Source organism: Bradyrhizobium sp. SZCCHNS3052 (assembly GCF_032484495.1).
Lineage (GTDB): Bacteria > Pseudomonadota > Alphaproteobacteria > Rhizobiales > Xanthobacteraceae > Bradyrhizobium.
On the sequence record NZ_JAUETB010000008.1, the window covers coordinates 76,259 to 92,778 of the forward strand.

General features: G+C 65.9%; 15 protein-coding genes and 1 riboswitch. Of the genes, 11 read left to right on the plus strand and 4 right to left on the minus strand.

The genetic code is table 11. The annotated features are described in order from the left end of the window. Positions 1-167: 167 nt before the first annotated feature. The 4 genes from QX073_RS23090 to QX073_RS23105 all read left to right on the plus strand — a co-directional run bounded on the left by QX073_RS23090 (position 168) and on the right by QX073_RS23105 (position 5,249). A complete protein-coding gene (locus QX073_RS23090) occupies positions 168-866 on the plus strand; it encodes a L,D-transpeptidase (protein ID WP_316226421.1) in 699 nt (232 codons plus the stop codon). A gap of 253 nt (positions 867-1,119) precedes the next feature. After that, entirely contained in the window at positions 1,120-2,757 is a 1,638-nt protein-coding gene (locus QX073_RS23095; RefSeq protein WP_316226422.1) for a DUF4403 family protein, read from the plus strand. 314 nt (positions 2,758-3,071) lie between these two features. Then, the gene (locus QX073_RS23100) at positions 3,072-3,812 is read left to right on the plus strand and encodes a response regulator (RefSeq protein ID WP_315717811.1); all 741 of its coding nucleotides are present in this window, start codon (positions 3,072-3,074) and stop codon (positions 3,810-3,812) included. Between the two features lie 24 nt (positions 3,813-3,836). Beyond that, on the plus strand, positions 3,837-5,249 hold the full coding sequence (locus QX073_RS23105; RefSeq protein ID WP_316226423.1) for an ATP-binding protein: 1,413 nt from the start codon (positions 3,837-3,839) through the stop codon (positions 5,247-5,249). 68 nt (positions 5,250-5,317) lie between these two features. On the opposite strand, the gene QX073_RS23110 is transcribed toward QX073_RS23105, so the two are convergent. The 3 genes from QX073_RS23110 to QX073_RS23120 all read right to left on the minus strand — a co-directional run bounded on the left by QX073_RS23110 (position 5,318) and on the right by QX073_RS23120 (position 8,218). Continuing rightward, positions 5,318-5,848 carry a PRC-barrel domain-containing protein gene (locus QX073_RS23110; protein ID WP_315750256.1) on the minus strand — a complete coding sequence of 177 codons (531 nt, stop codon included), beginning with the start codon at positions 5,846-5,848 and terminating at the stop codon, positions 5,318-5,320. Positions 5,849-6,313: 465 nt separating this feature from the next. Next, entirely contained in the window at positions 6,314-6,580 is a 267-nt protein-coding gene (locus QX073_RS23115; RefSeq protein WP_316183800.1) for a hypothetical protein, read from the minus strand. Positions 6,581-6,730: 150 nt separating this feature from the next. Further along, positions 6,731-8,218 (minus strand): hypothetical protein, encoded by a 1,488-nt coding sequence (locus QX073_RS23120; protein WP_316226424.1) that lies wholly within the window; start codon positions 8,216-8,218, stop codon positions 6,731-6,733. Positions 8,219-8,432: 214 nt separating this feature from the next. On the opposite strand from QX073_RS23120, the gene QX073_RS23125 reads away from it, so the two are divergent. The 7 genes from QX073_RS23125 to QX073_RS23155 all read left to right on the plus strand — a co-directional run bounded on the left by QX073_RS23125 (position 8,433) and on the right by QX073_RS23155 (position 15,316). Next, the gene (locus tag QX073_RS23125; RefSeq protein ID WP_315717816.1) at positions 8,433-9,224 is read left to right on the plus strand and encodes a lytic transglycosylase domain-containing protein; all 792 of its coding nucleotides are present in this window, start codon (positions 8,433-8,435) and stop codon (positions 9,222-9,224) included. Between the two features lie 79 nt (positions 9,225-9,303). Further along, positions 9,304-9,414: riboswitch (TPP riboswitch) on the plus strand. Further along, a complete protein-coding gene (locus QX073_RS23130) occupies positions 9,402-10,415 on the plus strand; it encodes an FAD-dependent oxidoreductase (RefSeq protein ID WP_315717817.1) in 1,014 nt (337 codons plus the stop codon). Its footprint overlaps the riboswitch before it by 13 nt. Next, positions 10,406-10,603, plus strand: coding sequence for a sulfur carrier protein ThiS (gene thiS / locus QX073_RS23135; protein WP_315750253.1), 198 nt, complete (start codon positions 10,406-10,408; stop codon positions 10,601-10,603). The genes QX073_RS23130 and thiS overlap by 10 nt, the downstream gene beginning before the upstream one ends. A 103-nt stretch (positions 10,604-10,706) precedes the next feature. Next, entirely contained in the window at positions 10,707-11,489 is a 783-nt protein-coding gene (locus tag QX073_RS23140) for a thiazole synthase (RefSeq protein WP_316226425.1), read from the plus strand. Beyond that, positions 11,476-12,084, plus strand: a complete 609-nt coding sequence (locus tag QX073_RS23145; RefSeq protein WP_316226426.1) for a thiamine phosphate synthase — start codon at positions 11,476-11,478, stop codon at positions 12,082-12,084. The genes QX073_RS23140 and QX073_RS23145 overlap by 14 nt, the downstream gene beginning before the upstream one ends. Before the next feature lie 380 nt (positions 12,085-12,464). Continuing rightward, positions 12,465-14,366: a phosphomethylpyrimidine synthase ThiC gene (gene thiC / locus QX073_RS23150; protein ID WP_316226427.1), complete on the plus strand. Its 1,902-nt coding sequence runs from the start codon at positions 12,465-12,467 to the stop codon at positions 14,364-14,366. Between the two features lie 563 nt (positions 14,367-14,929). After that, entirely contained in the window at positions 14,930-15,316 is a 387-nt protein-coding gene (locus QX073_RS23155; RefSeq protein WP_316193142.1) for a RidA family protein, read from the plus strand. A 294-nt stretch (positions 15,317-15,610) separates the two neighbouring features. Here QX073_RS23155 and QX073_RS23160 read toward each other — a convergent pair whose 3' ends face one another. Then, a complete protein-coding gene (locus QX073_RS23160) occupies positions 15,611-16,003 on the minus strand; it encodes a hypothetical protein (protein WP_316193143.1) in 393 nt (130 codons plus the stop codon). Positions 16,004-16,520: the final 517 nt, after the last annotated feature.

The following is a 16,520-nucleotide window of genomic DNA, read 5'->3' on the forward strand; positions in this document are numbered from 1 at the left end:
ACCGTTTTGCGTGCAGCGCGCAAACGCAACGAAACTTTTCTCCCCTATGAGTTGTGGCATCGGGCGCGGGTCAATGCGCCGCAGAGAATGATGACAGGCAACTGATTTTGACGACGCCGGTCGAGACAAGCACGGCGCACACCAAGCGATCAAACAAGGGGACGTCCATGTTCACGTCAGGCACAGTCGGTTCGCGATCCCGCATCCTGTTCGCTGCGTTGATCGTCGGTACGCTCGCTGCGGCAGCGCCGACGCAAGCCGCGCCTCCGGCCCCGCTCCCGTTCCCTTTCCTGCTGCCGCCGCCGATGGCGACCTACGAGCCGCCGGCAACGAGGCCGCAACTGATCACGCCGCGCGAGGACGAGGCGACCGATTATGAGATGCCCGCGCGTCTGCGCCGCCAGGTCGTGAGCTACGCCACCCGCGAAGCGCCAGGCACGATCATCATCGACACACCAAACAAGTATTTGTACTACGTTCTCGGCAGCGGCCAGGCGATGCGTTACGGCATCGGCGTGGGCCGCGACGGCTTTACCTGGTCCGGCGTGCAGTCGGTGACCAGGAAGGCGGAATGGCCGGACTGGACGCCGCCGCCGGAGATGATCGCGCGCCAGCCTTATCTGCCGCGTCACATGGCCGGCGGACCCGGCAATCCGCTCGGCGCCCGCGCGATGTATCTCGGCGGCACCGTCTACCGAATTCACGGCACCAACGCGCCCGAGACGATCGGCACGCATGTGTCGTCGGGCTGCATCCGCCTGACCAATCAGGACGTGATCGACCTCTATGCCCGTGTCAGCGTCGGCGCCAAGGTGATCGTGCTGCCGATGGAGCGCCGCGCCGATCTCGGCCGCATCACCCGCTGACCTGCGCGGGCCGCACCGCTCGTTCCTTCTCCCGGATCCTCCCTGACTGGACCGCCGAGGCCCGAAAGCCGCGGCGGTCATTTCTTTGCGCGCATGCCGCCGTTCACCATCACGGCCGATTGATGATGATCCGCGTCACGGGCTGCCCTGGCGCGCCTCCGTCCGGCCCTGTAAGCTCGGCAATCTTGTATTAACCGCGATCTCGCCGCTTCCGGCATCGGCCGGCGCGGCGGTTGGAGTCCGTGGATCCGACATGAACCTTCCGACACCGCGACCGGATTGGCAGAGCAAGCCGCATCCGCTCGCCCCGAAAACGCAGCGGCCGCCGCGGCGCTCGCCGCCCCGGCTGCGGCTGATCCTGATCGGCGCCGCCGGCCTTGCCGCAATCGTGCTGATCGGCATCATCATCGTGGAGGTGTTTCTGTTCTCGGGCAGCACGCCGGCGCCGCAGCTGACCCAACTGCCGCCGCTGCCGCCGGCAACGCGCAACTCGATCATCATGACGCCGGTCTCGATCTCGCTCGGCGCGATTCGTGACGCCGCCGAAAAGGCCACGCCGCGCAATTTCTCCGGCAAGGCCGACAACCCCGTCAACCAGATCCTGCAGAATGCCGACATCGGCTGGACGGTCACCCGCGGCGCCATCGCCGCCACCGGCACCCAGGACACTTTGTCGCTGACGACGCCGCTCTCGGGCCGGCTGAACGTCACCGGATCGCTGTCCGCCAAAGCGACCGGCGCGCTCGGCGACGCCATCGGCGGCCTGCTCGGCGCGGATGCCGCCAAGCAGATTGGCGGGATCAACATCAAGAACCTGAACGCCACCGCCGACATCAAGGGCAACGTCCTGATCGCGATGCGGCCACGGCTGGCGGCCTCCTGGTATGTCGAGCCGAACTTCACCGCCCAGGTCAATCTCGGCGACACCGCGCTGACCGTCGCCGGCGCCCGCGTCAACGTGCCCGCGCAGATGAAGCCCGTCATCGACAAGACCGTCAACGACCAGCTCAGCGCGCTCAGCGACAGGCTGCGCAAGGACCCGACCATGCGGCGCGTGGCGCAGGCGCAGTGGGCCCGCGCCTGCCGCTCGGTGCCGCTTCAGGGCACCACGCCGGGACTGCCCGCCGTCTGGCTCGAGATCAAGCCGACACGGGCGCTGGCCGCGCAGCCCGCGATCGATGCGAACGCCGTCAGCGTCACCATGGGGATCGAGGCGGAGACCCGGGTCACGGCGGCCGAGACCAGGCCGGAGTGCCCGTTCCCGGACAAGATCACGATCATTCCGCCCACCGCGGGCACCGTCAACGTCGCGGTTCCGATCGATGTCCCATTCACCGAGCTCAGCAAGCTCGTCGACTCGCAGCTCGCCGGGCGGACGTTCCCCGAGGACGGCTCCGGCCCGGTCGCGGTCACGGTGAAGCATGCGACCGTCGTGCCCTCGGGCAACCGGCTGCTGATCTCGCTACAGGTGAAGGGAAAAGAGAAGGAGAGCTTCTTCGGCCTCGGCGCCGACGCGACGGTGCACATCTGGGGACGGCCGATGGTCGATCAGGCGCAGCAGATCCTGCGGCTGTCCGACCTGCAGCTCGCCGTCGAATCCGACGCGGCGTTCGGCCTGCTCGGCGCCGCCGCTCGCGCCGTGGTGCCGCATCTGCAACGCGCGCTGCTGGAACGGTCTGTGGTCGATCTCAAGCCGTTCGCCGACAATGTCCGGGACAAGATCGCGACCGCGGTCGCCGAGCTGCAGAAGAACGAGAACGGCATCCGCGTCGACACCGACATCAACAACCTCGCTTTGACCGACATCGCCTTTGACGCCACCGTGCTGCGCGTGATCGCCTCGGCGGAGGGCACGATGTCGGTTCGAGTCAATACATTGCCAGGACTGTGACGGGCCGTTTCGGAACGTCCCGTCGCTGCGCGCCTTTGCGGACCGTGCAACGACCGGCAATGATTCAATCGGGCCTGACCTGGTCCGCGGACAATCACCAATGTCCGGGCCGTTTCCGGTAGCCCGATGCAGCCGCATCGCGCGAGCGGGCGGCGGCCCCGAGGCCATACGTTTCGCGAGGCTTGACGCGCCCTCACGAATTCCGCAACACGGCGCAGAGAGATGTTGTCGGGCCCTCTCCGCGCGCCCGTCGCAGGAAACATTCCGTAACAAAATTCTTCGCAAAACGCCGCGATTCTAAGTCACTTGTCGGTATGGCCCAGACACAACCACACATTCTTGTCGTCGAGGACGACCGCGAGACGCGGACGCTGATCGCGAAATATCTGCGCAACAATGCCTGCAACGTGACCACCGCGACCGACGGCCGCGAGATGACCCGCATCATGGGCGACCACCGTGTCGATCTCCTGATCCTCGACGTCATGCTGCCCGGCGAGGACGGCCTGACCTTGTGCCGCAAGCTGCGCGCGGAATCGCAGGTGCCGATCATCATGCTCACCGCGCGCGGCGAGGACGTCGACCGCATCCTCGGACTGGAGATGGGCGCCGACGACTATCTGCCAAAGCCGTTCAATCCGCGCGAGCTGCTCGCCCGCATCAACGCGGTGCTGCGCCGGCAGGCAGCCGCGATGACGGCGAGCGCGACCGAAGGCGCGACCGCGCTGAGCTTCCTCGGCTGGACGATCGACTTCCGGCTGCGCGAACTACGCAATCCCGAAGGCGCGCGCGTCGCGATGACGAGCGCCGAGTTCGATCTGCTCCGCACCTTCTGCGAGCGGCCGGGCCGCGTGCTGTCGCGCGACAGTCTGCTCGACCTGACGCAGGGCCGCAGCGCCGGCTCGTTCGAGCGCTCGATCGACGTGCTGGTCAGCCGCATCCGCCGCAAGATCGAGCCGGACCCGCAGGAGGCCACCATGATCAAGACCGTGCGCTCCGGTGGCTACATGTTCACACCCGTCGTCGAGGTGGTGACTGGCCCGCAAAGCCATTGACCGGCCGGATCGAATGGCGATGTCATGATGTCGTTCGGCTTTCTCAACCTCAAGGGAATCCGCGGCCAGATCACGGCGCTGGTCGCCATTTCGATCGTGGCGCTCCATGCCATCATCACGGCGACGTTCCTGATCTATCGCGCCGAGCAGCCCGACCCCGAAAGCGAAGTCGGGCCGTTTCAGCTCGCGACCGCCATCCGCATCCTTGGACGCGCGCCCGCTGCCGAACGGCCTCGACTGATCTCCGACATTGCCCGCGCCTATCCTGAGTTCGAGCTCAAGCCTCACCTGGGACCTCTGCCGGGTGATTCCGGCCGCCGGCGCGAGTCGGCCGGCCCCGACGTCGAGGCCGGGACCGGTGGCGACGAGCGCCACCCGGCCCCTCCGGAGCTCACCGACGGACGGCCTCACGGTCCAGGCGGCTTTCGTGGCCTTGGCCCAGGCTATCGCGTCTTCATGCCGCCGCCCGGCTCCCAGACGCGCACCGTCATCTTCGCTCTGCCCGATGGCAACATGGTTTCGGCTCGAATGGCCGACCGGCCGCACCGGCCACCGTTCTGGGGCGCCCCATGGCTGACGACGATCATGTTCGCGCTGATCAGCACGACACTGCTCGGCCTGTGGGCGGCCCGCGCGCTGACCTCACCGCTGTCGAGCTTCGCCAAGGCTGCCGAGAGCTTCAGCCTCGACGGCGATGCCACTGCCCTGCCCGAGCGCGGACCGGAAGAGATCCGGTCGCTCGCGCGCGCCCTGAACCGTATGCGCCAACGCATCACGGCGCTGATGAACGACCGGACCAAGATGCTGGCGGCCATCAGCCACGATCTGCGGACACCGCTGACCCGCATGCGGCTGCGCTGTGAGTTCGTCGAGGACGAGCTGCAGCGCAATCGCATGCTGGCCGATCTCGATCAGATGCATGCGATGCTGGGCTCGGTGCTGTCATTCCTGCGCAACGGCCGCAAGCTCGAACCGATGACGCTGGTCGATATCGCGAGCATCCTGCAGCTCGTCGCCGACCAATTCGCCGATGTCGGCCACAGCGTCACCTATATCGGCCCGGCGCACGCGATGGCGACGGTGCGTCCCGACGACCTGATGCGTTCGGTCACCAACCTGGTCGAGAACGCCGTGAAGTACGGCAAGGAAACCGTCATCAGACTGGTGGCGTCGGGGAAGTGCCTGACGATCGACGTGGAGGATGATGGACCCGGGATCGCCGATGCGCGCAAGCCCGACATGCTGGAGCCCTTCGTGCGCGGCGACGATGCCCGCAACATGGACCAGGCCACCGGGTTCGGCCTGGGCCTCTCGATCGCGAAGGCGATCGTCCAGGCGCATGGCGGCGAGCTGTCATTGCACGATCGCAAGCCACGCGGACTGATCGCCCGCATCGAGCTGCCGCTCGGCCAGACCACCTTGCGCCCCGCAGCATGACGCGCGAACGCGCCCGGACGGATCCGGGCGCGCCGCTTGGGCAGTCAGCTAGACGTCAGTGACGCCGTTTACTCCGAGTACTTGAACTCGGGCATCGACTTCAGCTGGTCCTTGGTGGCGTTGATCATCGCATGGTCGGGATACCAGCGATTCTTCGAGGAGCTCATCGACGAGGATGACGAAGTGCCGGTGGCGGCGCCGGTCGTCGTGGCCGGCGGCGTGGTCGCCTTGCCCGAGGCCGGAGCGTTGGAGGCGGTGTTGGCCTGAACCGGCTGGTCCGAGAACTTGACCTGATCGAACGAGACAGCGACGAGGTGCTCACCCATGCCGAGGAAGCCGCCGACGCCGATCACGACGCCCTTGACTGCGCCGCTCTTGTCGATCAGCAGATCGTCGATCGAGCCGACATTCTCGTTGTTGTTGTTGTAGACCTTCACGCCGACGAGCTTGGAGCTGCGCCAGTCGCCCTGATAGGACGCGACGGTGGTGTCGCTCTTGATCGTGGTGTTGGTTGTGGTGGTGGTGCTCTCCGCAGCAAAGGCGGCGGTCGCGAGCAGCAGGGAACCGGCGAGGCCGGCCGCAACAGTCTTCATCATCATGTGGTGTCTCCTCTAGGTGGATGGTGACGAGAGAACGGCAATGGACAGTCGGCGTTCCGCGGGAACCACGATTTCGTCATGCTGCGCGACAAGCAGCCTCAGTGCGCCGCGGCAGTGTCACTTTGTGACGTTCGGGGGATCCGGGTGACGTCGCTCACATCGCCAAGCCGCACCGCCGCGCCTAGCACGGGAGCCCGACTAACAGGTCTACATTGGCTGGAGCTGGTGTAAGCCTATTGCTGCTAGCTCGGTTTCATCTCTCCCCCGCCTGCGGGGTGAGGTCGGATTGCATCGCCAGTTGCGATCCGGGTAAGAGGGTACAGATCTCCCCATCGGCGCTTCCCGTGGGTCTGCCCTCCCCCCAACCCTCTCAGCGCGAGCGAAGCTCGTCGCGCCCCCGTAAGAACAGGGAGAGGGAGTCGACCGTCAGCGCTGCAACGGCTGGCAGCGATCAGTCCAACCCACCTACGCTGCCATCGCGCCGTTCTCGTCGACGGACTCGGCATAGAAGGCGATGGTTTCGTAGCGGTAGTCGCAGAGGCGGCAGTGCCAGAGATAGGCGGTGCGGCGGCCATCCTTTTCGACCCAGGACGGCAATGCGATCGCCTCGCCACATTGGGCGCAGGGATTGTTGCGCGGCAGATCCACGACGCGAACCGTGGATGGCATCGCGTCGATATCGAATGAATGGTCGGTGCTGGGTGAATGATCGTCGGCTGCCTTCACGGCCATGACGCGCTCCCTCTCTGTTCAGTCTTCTTGAATGAGTCAGGCATGCTGTCGAACTGACGGCCCTGATCTTAGCCGCGCGGCGGTTGTTTTGCACGCGCCGGGATGCCGCGCGACATCCGACCTCACGGAGATGGGATCAACGCGTTTGATTCAATTGCCGCCGGAAGAGACCGCCGGTTCCGCGACATGACGGGCACCCGCCTTGCGCAGATGGATGGTGGCGATGTCGTCGGCATAGACCTTCTGCCAGCCGTCGACGTGATCGAGCAGCTTGGTCGCGGCACTCTGCGTGCGCAGCAAGGTCGCCTCGATGTCGTAGTCCTTGAGCAGGCGGAACAGATTGTCCGGCTCCATCAGGCCGGACGCGGCGTTGTGATCGACGAAGAACTTTTCGCCGTAGAGCTCGGTGCGGCCGTCGATGAACGGCGCGACACCGGCTGAGATCAGGTAGCCGCCGAAATCATAGTCATTGAGAACCCGCGTGAGGTTGAGCTTCTTCAGCTCGGTCACGGCCGCGACCGGGGTGCCGCGCATGTTTGGCGTGTAGTTCAGGATCGAAGCCGAGGCGACCGTGCCGGCGCCGAGCGCGAGCATCACTGCCGCCGTCAGCGCCGCTCCCGACGCGCGCCCCTGCGGCAGCACGGGCAACGCGCCCGCCTGCCGCGCCAGCGGTGCGGCGATCACCAGCGGGCCGACCAACGCCAGGATCTCCGCCGCGCGCGCCTGCGCCAGCGCCATGTGCAGCAGGCCGAGCAGCATCAGGATCCGCACCGGAGGCAGCCTCAGACCATGGAACAGCGCGAACCCGATGGCGATCAGCAGGCAGATCTCGAACGGACCGAGCCCCTGGAAATCGGTCGCCTTCCATTCCACGATCAGCGGCAGCGCCTGGCCCAGCGAGAGGATCTTCTGCGACGCCAGCAGCGCATTCCAGCCATAGGGCGTGCAGCAGCTCGCCGCCAGCGCGAGCGCTGCAAACCCGGCCCAGCGCAGCGCCAGGCCGGAGCGGACCGAGCGATCGGCATTCACCAGCGCGTCGAGCGCGGCGGGCGCGATGAAGAACAGGCCGAACACGAATCCGCCATGCAGATTGGCCCACAGCGCGATCAGCGGCACCAGCTGCCATGGCGGCGCAGCCCTGCGATCGGCCGCATCGACAAGTCCGGCGATCCAGGCGACCAGGATCGGAAACGCCAGCACATGCGGCCGCGCCAGCAGATGCGGCAGGCAGAGCAGGAACGCCGCGACCACGAACACCAATGTCGTGGCGTCGCGCAGATGCCGGCCGAGGGCGCGCGCGAACAGCGCGAAGGACAGCGCGGTCGCCGAGGCCGCCAGCACCACCGGCCCGGCCCAGCCGGCGAACGTGTAAGCGGCCGCATAGGCGACCTGCGCCAGCCACTGCGTGGAGATCCAAGGCGCGCCGCGCATGGTAAAGGAATAGACGTCGACCTCGGGGACCGCGCGGTGGTCGATGATCCACTGCCCCACCGTGATCTGCCACAGCGTGTCGGGATCGTTGAGCAGCCGGTTGCCGGAGATCAGCAGCAGCGCATAGACGCCGGCGCCGACCCATAGTGGCAGCAGCGCCTGCGCGCGCCCGGCGGTCGCTTCGGTGTGGGTGACGGACAGCGTCATCGCGGCAGGGCCCCGTTCGCAAAATTGCGCCGCCAGCCAAGCATGAACGGCATAATTCGCGGTAAACCGCCGGAGCATCCGCACTCGCCCGGAGTCACCGCCCCATTCTTGCCACATTATCGCCCGGCGTTCGCGCCAATTACGGTGTGCAAAGTGTAAAGCGCGTGCTGGGGGGCTACTCGGCATGCGTGTGGTTCCCGGGGGATCCTGACACATGAGACGTCTTGTGCTGACGGCCTGCATTGCAGGCTTCGCGATGGCTGGTCCCGTGCCGCCTGCAATGGCTGCCGATGATGCGAGCACCGCATCGGACAGTGCGGCCAAACCGAAGGCCGGCAAGGTCAAGCTCGCCCATGTCCGCTCTGACGGAACCAGGGAGCTGGCGGCACGCAGCGCGGTGACCAAGGCCGCGCGCGAGGTCGAGGCGATCGAGGCCGTCAGCAGCGCCGACACCTCGCCGCCGATGGACGCCAATGCCTCAGCACCCGCCGACACCGATGCCATCCCGGCCGCTGCGGCCGAGCCCCGCGAGGCCGAGCGCAAGGCGGCCGAGGCCAAGCCGCGCCACATCGACACCGGCCATCCGCACATCGACGCGCTGGTGGCGGTGCACGCCGCCGCCAACAACATTCCGGAATCGCTGATCCACCGCGTCATCGTGCGCGAGAGCAAATACCAGAAGGACCTGGTCGGCCGCTGCGGCTGCATCGGCCTGATGCAGATCAAGCTCGGCACCGCGCGCGGCCTGGGCTACACCGGCGACGCACAGGGCCTGCACGATCCGAACACCAATCTCACCTATGGCGTACGCTATCTCGCCGGCGCCTATCGTGCCGCCCGCGGCGATCACGACCGCGCCGTGCTCTACTTCGCCAGGGGCTACTACGAGGAGGCCAAGCGGCAGCGCTTGGCCGACGCGCGGCCCGCCGGCCGCTCCGAGCGGACGAGCGGCCCGCTCGACATCACCCCGAAGATTGCAACCGGCCGCCACGCGCGGGCGCACTGATCGCCATTGGTTCCAAGGGCCACCGGCTTTGTCTTTCCGTGACACTCCGTTGACACGGGGGGATATCGGTCTATTTTAAGTGCGTTCCGAGGGGAGCTCCGAGGGGAGCTGAGATACCGCAGCGTGATGCGGTGACCCTTTGAACCTGATCCGGGTCATGCCGGCGAAGGGACAGGGATGCAGCAGACAACCACGCGCGGGGATGTCCCCGTTTCCATCATCGGTGCGGGCATCGCGGGTGCCTGGCAAGCCTTGCTGCTCGCGCGCGCGGGCCGCGAGGTCACGCTGCACGAGCGCAGCGACGCCGATCTGATGCTCTCCACCAGCCATTGGGCCGGCGGCATGCTGGCGCCTTATTGCGAGAGCGAGGTCGCCGAGCCGATCATCAGCCGGCTCGGGCTCGCCTCGCTCGACATCTGGCGGCGCGAGCTGCCGGACACGCCGTTCAACGGTTCGCTGGTGATCGCGCATGCCCGCGACCGCGCCGACTACGACCGCTTCGCCCGCCGCACCTCCGGCTATCAGCGGCTCGACGCGCAGCAGCTTGCGGCGTTGGAGCCGTCGCTGGAGGGCCGCTTCCGCGAGGGCCTGTTCTATCCGACCGAGGGCCATGTCGAGCCACGCCGCGTGCTGCCGAAGCTGCATCAGCGCATCGTCGAGGCTGGCGGCCGCGTGCTGTTCAACAGCGACGTCACGGCTGATGATCTCGACGGCCTCGTGATCGACTGCCGCGGGCTGGAGGCGCGCGACGCCGAGCCCGAGCTGCGCGGCGTCAAGGGCGAGATGATCCTGATCGAGACCGCCGAGGTGCAGCTCGCGCGGCCCGTGCGGCTGATGCATCCGCGCTTCCCGCTCTATCTGATCCCGCGCGAGGACAATTTGTTCATGCTCGGGGCGACCTCGCTCGAGGCCGAGGACACCGGCGTCAGCCTGCGCTCGGCGCTGGAATTGCTCGGTGCCGCCTATTCGGTGCATCCGGCGTTCGGCGAGGCGCGCATCCTCGAATTCGGCTCGGGGCTCAGGCCGGCCTATCCCGACAATCTGCCGCGCATCACCATCAAGGGCGAGCGCGAGATCCGCGTCAACGGCCTCTACCGCCACGGCTTCCTGATCGCGCCGGCGCTGGCGCAGGCGACCTTGAACTATCTCGCGCACGGCCAGATCGACAACGAGGTGATGCGATGCGCGTGACCGTTAATGGCGAGGCCCGCGACATCAGCGCGACCAGCGTCGCCGCGCTGCTCTCCGAGCTCGACTACGAAGGCACCCATTTCGCGATCGCGCTGAACTACGACGTGGTGCCGAAGAGCCGCTGGGCCGAGACGCAGCTCAAGACCGGCGACGAGATCGAGATCATCACCCCCCGGCAGGGAGGGTGATGCTCATGGAGCTCGCGCCACAACCACCACTGTCATCGCCCGCTTTCGCGGGGATGACAGGCTTCGTTGCGGCGACCACCGTCCGACATGACGGAGACCATTGATGCCCACCTTCTACGACAAGACTTTCACCTCCCGCCTGCTGATCGGCACCGCGCTCTACCCATCGCCTGCGATCATGCAGGATGCGATCCGCGCCTCGGGCGCGCAGATCGTCACCGTGTCGCTGCGGCGCGAGTCGGCCGGCGGCAAGACCGGCGATGCGTTCTGGAAGCTGATCAACGCGCTCGATGTCACCGTGCTGCCGAACACCGCCGGCTGCCGCAGCGTGCGCGAGGCGGTGACGACGGCGAAGCTCGCGCGCGAATTGTTCGGCACGAGCTGGATCAAGCTCGAAGTGATCGGCGACAACGACACCCTGCAGCCCGACGTGGTTGGTCTCGTCGAAGCCGCTGATATCCTGATCAAGGACGGTTTCGAGGTGTTCCCCTACTGCACCGAGGATCTCACGGTCGCGATGCGGCTGGTCGATGCCGGCTGCAAGGTCGTGATGCCCTGGGCGGCGCCGATCGGCTCGGCCAAGGGCATCATCAACCGCGACGCGCTGAAGCTGCTGCGCGACCGCCTGCCCGATATCACCCTGGTGGTCGACGCCGGCCTGGGCGCGCCGAGCCACGCGGCGGAAGCACTCGAGCTCGGCTACGACGCCGTGCTGCTCAACACGGCGATTGCCAAGGCTGCCGACCCGGTGGCGATGGCGCGCGCCTTCCGGCTCGGGGTCGAAGCCGGCCGCACCGCCTACGAGGCCGGGCTGATGGACGCCCGCGATTTCGCCTCGCCCTCCACCCCTGTCGTTGGGACACCGTTCTGGCATGCCGTATCCTGATCGCTTCTATCCCGTCGTCGACAGCCTCGCCTGGGTCGAGCGCCTGACCAAGCTCGGCGTCGGCACCGTGCAGCTGCGCGCGAAGGACCTCAACGACGGCGAGGCGCTGCAGATCGTCACCGACGCGCTGGCGATCACCAAGGGCACGGCGACGAAGCTGATCGTCAACGACTACTGGCGCGCCGCGATCGTTGCCGGCGCGCAGCACCTCCATCTCGGCCAGGAGGACCTCGCCGACGCCGACGTCGCCGCGATCAAGGAGGCCGGCCTGACGCTCGGCCTCTCGACGCATGACGATGCCGAGCTGCAGACCGCGCTCGCCGCCAAGCCCGACTATGTCGCGTTGGGGCCGATCTTCCCGACGACGCTGAAGGCGATGCGCTTCGCCCCGCAGGGCATCGCGAAGATCACCGAGTGGAAGAAGCGTGTCGGCAACATCCCGCTGGTCGCGATCGGCGGCATCAAGCTGGAGCAGGCCGCGGAGATCTTCGCCGCCGGCGCCGACTCCATCGCCGTCGTCAGCGACGTGACGCAGAACCCCGATCCCGACGCCCGCGTCCGCGCGTGGCTCGATGCGACCAGGGAGCCGGCGTAATGCGCGCGAATTTTGCGAATGCGTCTGACAGTGATTGGGCCCGGCTCCCTCCCCAAAAGAGGTCGTTCCCTCCCCCCTTGTGGGGGAGGGCTAGGGAGGGGGGTAGCCCCGGGGGCGGTGGATGCGGCTTACCCCCCTCCCCAACCCTCCCCCACAAGGGGGGAGGGAGCCCGACTAGTCTGCGTCCCTTACGCCGCCAACTCATTTCGCATCGATGCCGGCAGGGCGCCGGCGCGACGCTCGCCTCTCTCCACCGTCATTGCGAGCGAAGCGACGCAATCCAGGGCCATGCGTGCCGCCCTGGATTGCTTCGTCACGACCGCTCCTCGCAATGACGTCCCCCATTCACTCCGACAACAACAATTGAGAAGGAGGATCCCATGAACATCCGCTCCAATCCCGACACCACCCTGCCCGCCGTCACCACCGGCCCGCTGCCGTCCTCGCGCAAGATCTACGCAACGCCGGACTCCGCGCCCGACCTGCGCGTGCCGCTGCGCGAGATCATCCTCTCGGAAGCGGCCTCCGAGCCGAACCTGCCGGTCTACGACACCTCCGGCCCCTACACCGATCCGACCGTGACGATCGACGTCAATGCCGGCCTGTCGCGCGCCCGCACCGCCTGGGTGCGCGAGCGTGGCGGCGTCGAGGAGTACGAAGGCCGCGACATCAAGCCTGAGGACAACGGCAATGTCGGCGCCGACAAGGCCGCAAAGTCGTTCACCGCGCATCACAAGCCGCTGCGCGGCCTCGACGGCCACAAGATCACCCAGCTCGAATTCGCCCGCGCCGGCATCGTCACCAAGGAGATGATTTACGTCGCCGAGCGCGAGAATCTCGGCCGCAAGACCCAGCTCGAGCGCGCCGAAGCCGCGCTTGCCGACGGCGAGAGTTTTGGCGCATCCGTGCCCGCCTTCATCACCCCGGAGTTCGTGCGCGACGAGATCGCGCGTGGCCGCGCCATCATTCCCTGCAACATCAACCATGCCGAGTTGGAGCCGATGATCATCGGCCGCAACTTCCTGACCAAGATCAACGCCAATATCGGCAACTCGGCGGTGACATCCTCCGTTGAAGAGGAAGTGGACAAGATGGTGTGGGCGATCCGCTGGGGCGCCGACACCGTGATGGACCTCTCGACGGGCCGCAACATCCACACCACCCGCGAATGGATCCTGCGCAACTCGCCGGTGCCGATCGGCACCGTGCCGATCTACCAGGCGCTGGAGAAGTGCAACGGCGACCCGGTCGCGCTGACCTGGGAGCTCTACAAGGACACCCTGATCGAGCAGTGCGAGCAGGGCGTCGACTACTTCACCATCCACGCCGGCGTGCGTCTCGCCTACATCCACCTCACCGCGAGCCGCGTCACCGGCATCGTCTCGCGCGGCGGCTCGATCATGGCGAAGTGGTGCCTCGCGCATCACAAGGAGAGCTTCCTCTACACCCATTTCGAGGAGATCTGCGACATCATGCGCAAGTATGACGTCTCGTTCTCGCTCGGCGACGGCCTGCGCCCGGGCTCGATCGCGGATGCCAACGACCGCGCCCAGTTCGCCGAGCTGGAAACACTTGGCGAGCTCACCAAGATCGCGTGGGACAAGGGCTGCCAGGTCATGATCGAGGGTCCCGGCCACGTGCCGATGCACAAGATCAAGATCAACATGGACAAGCAGCTCAAGGAGTGCGGCGAGGCGCCGTTCTATACGCTCGGGCCGCTGACCACCGACATCGCACCGGGCTACGACCACATCACCTCGGGCATCGGCGCCGCCATGATCGGCTGGTTCGGCTGCGCCATGCTGTGCTACGTGACGCCGAAGGAGCATCTGGGCCTGCCGGATCGCAACGACGTCAAGACCGGCGTCATCACCTACAAGATCGCCGCCCACGCCGCCGATCTCGCCAAGGGCCATCCTGCCGCGCAACTGCGCGACGACGCCCTCTCCCGCGCCCGCTTCGAGTTCCGCTGGACCGACCAGTTCAACCTCGGCCTCGACCCGGACACCGCCAAGAGCTTCCACGACGAGACCCTGCCGAAGGAAGCCCACAAGGTCGCGCATTTCTGCTCGATGTGCGGCCCGAAGTTCTGCTCGATGAAGATCACCCAGGACGTCCGCGACTACGCCGCCACGCTGAACGACCCGACCACGGTCGGCATGACCATCAGCGGCACCATCGAGGACGGCATGGCCCAGATGAGCGCCAAGTTCAAGGAAATGGGCGGCAGCGTGTATCTGGACGCGGAGAAGGTGAAGGAGAGCAACAAGGCGTTGTCCTGAAGCCCGCTCTCTCCACCTCCACCGTCATGGCCGGGCTTGACCCGGCCATCCATCGAAGCCGGGCGCAAGCCCGGCTTTTCTTTGACGGCTGCTATATCTTCCGATCCACGATTGACAGTCGGCTGCCGCTCGTCGCGACATATCGCCTGCTGACTATTGTCAGCCTTTCTCATGCTCAGCATGCAGAGAACGGATTATTGGACTCACTCCGCGTTCCTTCATTTTCAGATATCCACAGAGAACGCGAGTGAGCAGTGCCAAGCGTTTAGGTCAAATATCACCTTAATGGTCCACTAAGGCGATTGTCGATCATGGTCTTTGATCATTGCACTTCGTAGGAGAGCACATCAACTTCGCGGACGAAACAGGAGAATCATATGCCTGAACGATCTCCCCGCGAGTCGAAGCAGCACTGGTTGTTCGGTCTAGCAGCCTGCTTGTGGCCAATCGCCTTTGCATTGGTAGGCATATTCGGAAGCCTTCCAATATCTACCGCTGAGGTCCTAACGCGTGTCTTGCGGCTCTGGTGAACATCACATACTTCAAAAAAAAATGGACGTCTCATGCCCATCCACCACATCCTCGCCCCACCCCACATCAAAGCCCCGCCGCTGTCGTTTGGCACCCGGATCGGCGACCTCCTCTTCATCTCCGGCATTCCCGGCTTCGATGCCCACGGCAACCTGCCCGCCGAGTTCGACGCGCAGTTCGCCAATGTCGTGACCAACTTCACCCGCGTCCTGACCGAAGGCGGCGCGACCATCCGCGAGTTGGTCAAGGTCAACGTGCTGCTGACGCGAGCCGCTGACGTCGCGACCATGAACCGGCTCTATGCCGAGGCGTTCGGGCCGGCACCCTACCCCGCGCGCACCACCTGCGTGGTCGCAGCGCTGCCTGATTCGAAGATGCTGATCGAGATCGAGGGCGTCGCGGCGGTCGTGAAACGGTAGGGTGGGTTAGCGGACGGCAACCGACGATCTCTCCATGCTCGCACATGGCTGAAGGCCGTTCGCGTAACCCACCATTCCGCGCAGGCGGCGGGTTACGCGCCCTGGCAAACATTCCCCTGCGCGGTGAAATCGTCCCGCGGGCGCTAACCCGCCCTACGTTCTGCCCGATCCGAAGATGCTGATCGAGATCGAGGGTGTCGCGGCGCTCGTCGTAACGTGAGCTGGTCAGGCCGAGGGCTTTGCGCGATCCGCTTCGGAGCGCGCGAATGCCCCCGCACCCGACCGTCGACCGACCTACGGCACGTTGATCTGCTTCCTGCTCGTGGCGCCGATCACTTCGATCCCCTTCGTGCCGCGCACGTGTGTGATGTCGAGGACAACGTGATACGGCGCGGTCTGCGGCAAGCCGATGCCGCTTTGGCAGCCGACCACCTCGATGCCCCAATATTCGGGTTGCCGGATATAGATCAGCGGATGCAATTCGACCTTCATCGTGACCCAGGGCTTGGTGCCGGTGACGATCAGGAAATAGGTGTTCGGAACGATGCCAGGCACCACCGTCGCGCTGTCGAACGTGATGATCCTGCATGAGGTGGACTGAGGCAGAGCCTCGAATGACTTGATATGCGCTTCTTCCATGACAAGCTCCGTTGAAATGAAACTCAAAAATTGGCCGCGCTCAAACAATCGCGGATTTTAGACTTCAGTTCCGCGATTTACAACCACTGATTGTCGCTCCATGTTGGTGACACCGACACCGTCGTGGACGCGCATTCACCCGTCGAGCGCCCGCACTCCAGAAGATGCTGATCGAGGGCGTCGCGGCGGCCGCGACACCGCAGGGTGGGCACGCGTCAGCCGACGCGCGGCGATGCAGCGAGACGTCGCTTCGCCCACCCTGCGGTTTTGCCGATGAGGCGACGGTCAATGACTATGATCGTCGTACAGCGATCGTGCGGCCGATCAGCGGACGCCGCTCTGCCGTTCACGCGACCTCGACGAGCGGAAGATGCCGGTCGAGCAACACGCCGTTGCGCTCCGCAGCAGCACCGCGAGTTTCCCTTCGCATCACCTGCACTGACGCCGCCGTTTGCCGCCACCGCGGCGGCCTGCCTCATTCCGCCGCAACCCTGCGTCGTGATGGCCCCCGTCCTGCTATTTCGTCTCTTGCGGTCGATTTAAATTTTAAATAAGATTTAATAGT

Bases quoted from the DNA above. Each gene is read 5' to 3' on its own strand.
- QX073_RS23125 (WP_315717816.1), top strand. From the start codon at position 8,433: ATGAGACGTCTTGTGCTGACGGCCTGCATTGCAGGCTTCGCGATGGCT.
- thiS (WP_315750253.1), top strand. From the start codon at position 10,406: ATGCGCGTGACCGTTAATGGCGAGGCCCGCGACATCAGCGCGACCAGC.
- QX073_RS23145 (WP_316226426.1), top strand. From the start codon at position 11,476: ATGCCGTATCCTGATCGCTTCTATCCCGTCGTCGACAGCCTCGCCTGG.
- QX073_RS23115 (WP_316183800.1), bottom strand. From the start codon at position 6,580: ATGGCCGTGAAGGCAGCCGACGATCATTCACCCAGCACCGACCATTCA.
- QX073_RS23110 (WP_315750256.1), bottom strand. From the start codon at position 5,848: ATGATGATGAAGACTGTTGCGGCCGGCCTCGCCGGTTCCCTGCTGCTC.
- thiC (WP_316226427.1), top strand. From the start codon at position 12,465: ATGAACATCCGCTCCAATCCCGACACCACCCTGCCCGCCGTCACCACC.
- QX073_RS23095 (WP_316226422.1), top strand. From the start codon at position 1,120: ATGAACCTTCCGACACCGCGACCGGATTGGCAGAGCAAGCCGCATCCG.
- QX073_RS23130 (WP_315717817.1), top strand. From the start codon at position 9,402: ATGCAGCAGACAACCACGCGCGGGGATGTCCCCGTTTCCATCATCGGT.
- QX073_RS23105 (WP_316226423.1), top strand. From the start codon at position 3,837: ATGATGTCGTTCGGCTTTCTCAACCTCAAGGGAATCCGCGGCCAGATC.
- QX073_RS23120 (WP_316226424.1), bottom strand. From the start codon at position 8,218: ATGACGCTGTCCGTCACCCACACCGAAGCGACCGCCGGGCGCGCGCAG.
- QX073_RS23140 (WP_316226425.1), top strand. From the start codon at position 10,707: ATGCCCACCTTCTACGACAAGACTTTCACCTCCCGCCTGCTGATCGGC.
- QX073_RS23155 (WP_316193142.1), top strand. From the start codon at position 14,930: ATGCCCATCCACCACATCCTCGCCCCACCCCACATCAAAGCCCCGCCG.
- QX073_RS23100 (WP_315717811.1), top strand. From the start codon at position 3,072: ATGGCCCAGACACAACCACACATTCTTGTCGTCGAGGACGACCGCGAG.
- QX073_RS23090 (WP_316226421.1), top strand. From the start codon at position 168: ATGTTCACGTCAGGCACAGTCGGTTCGCGATCCCGCATCCTGTTCGCT.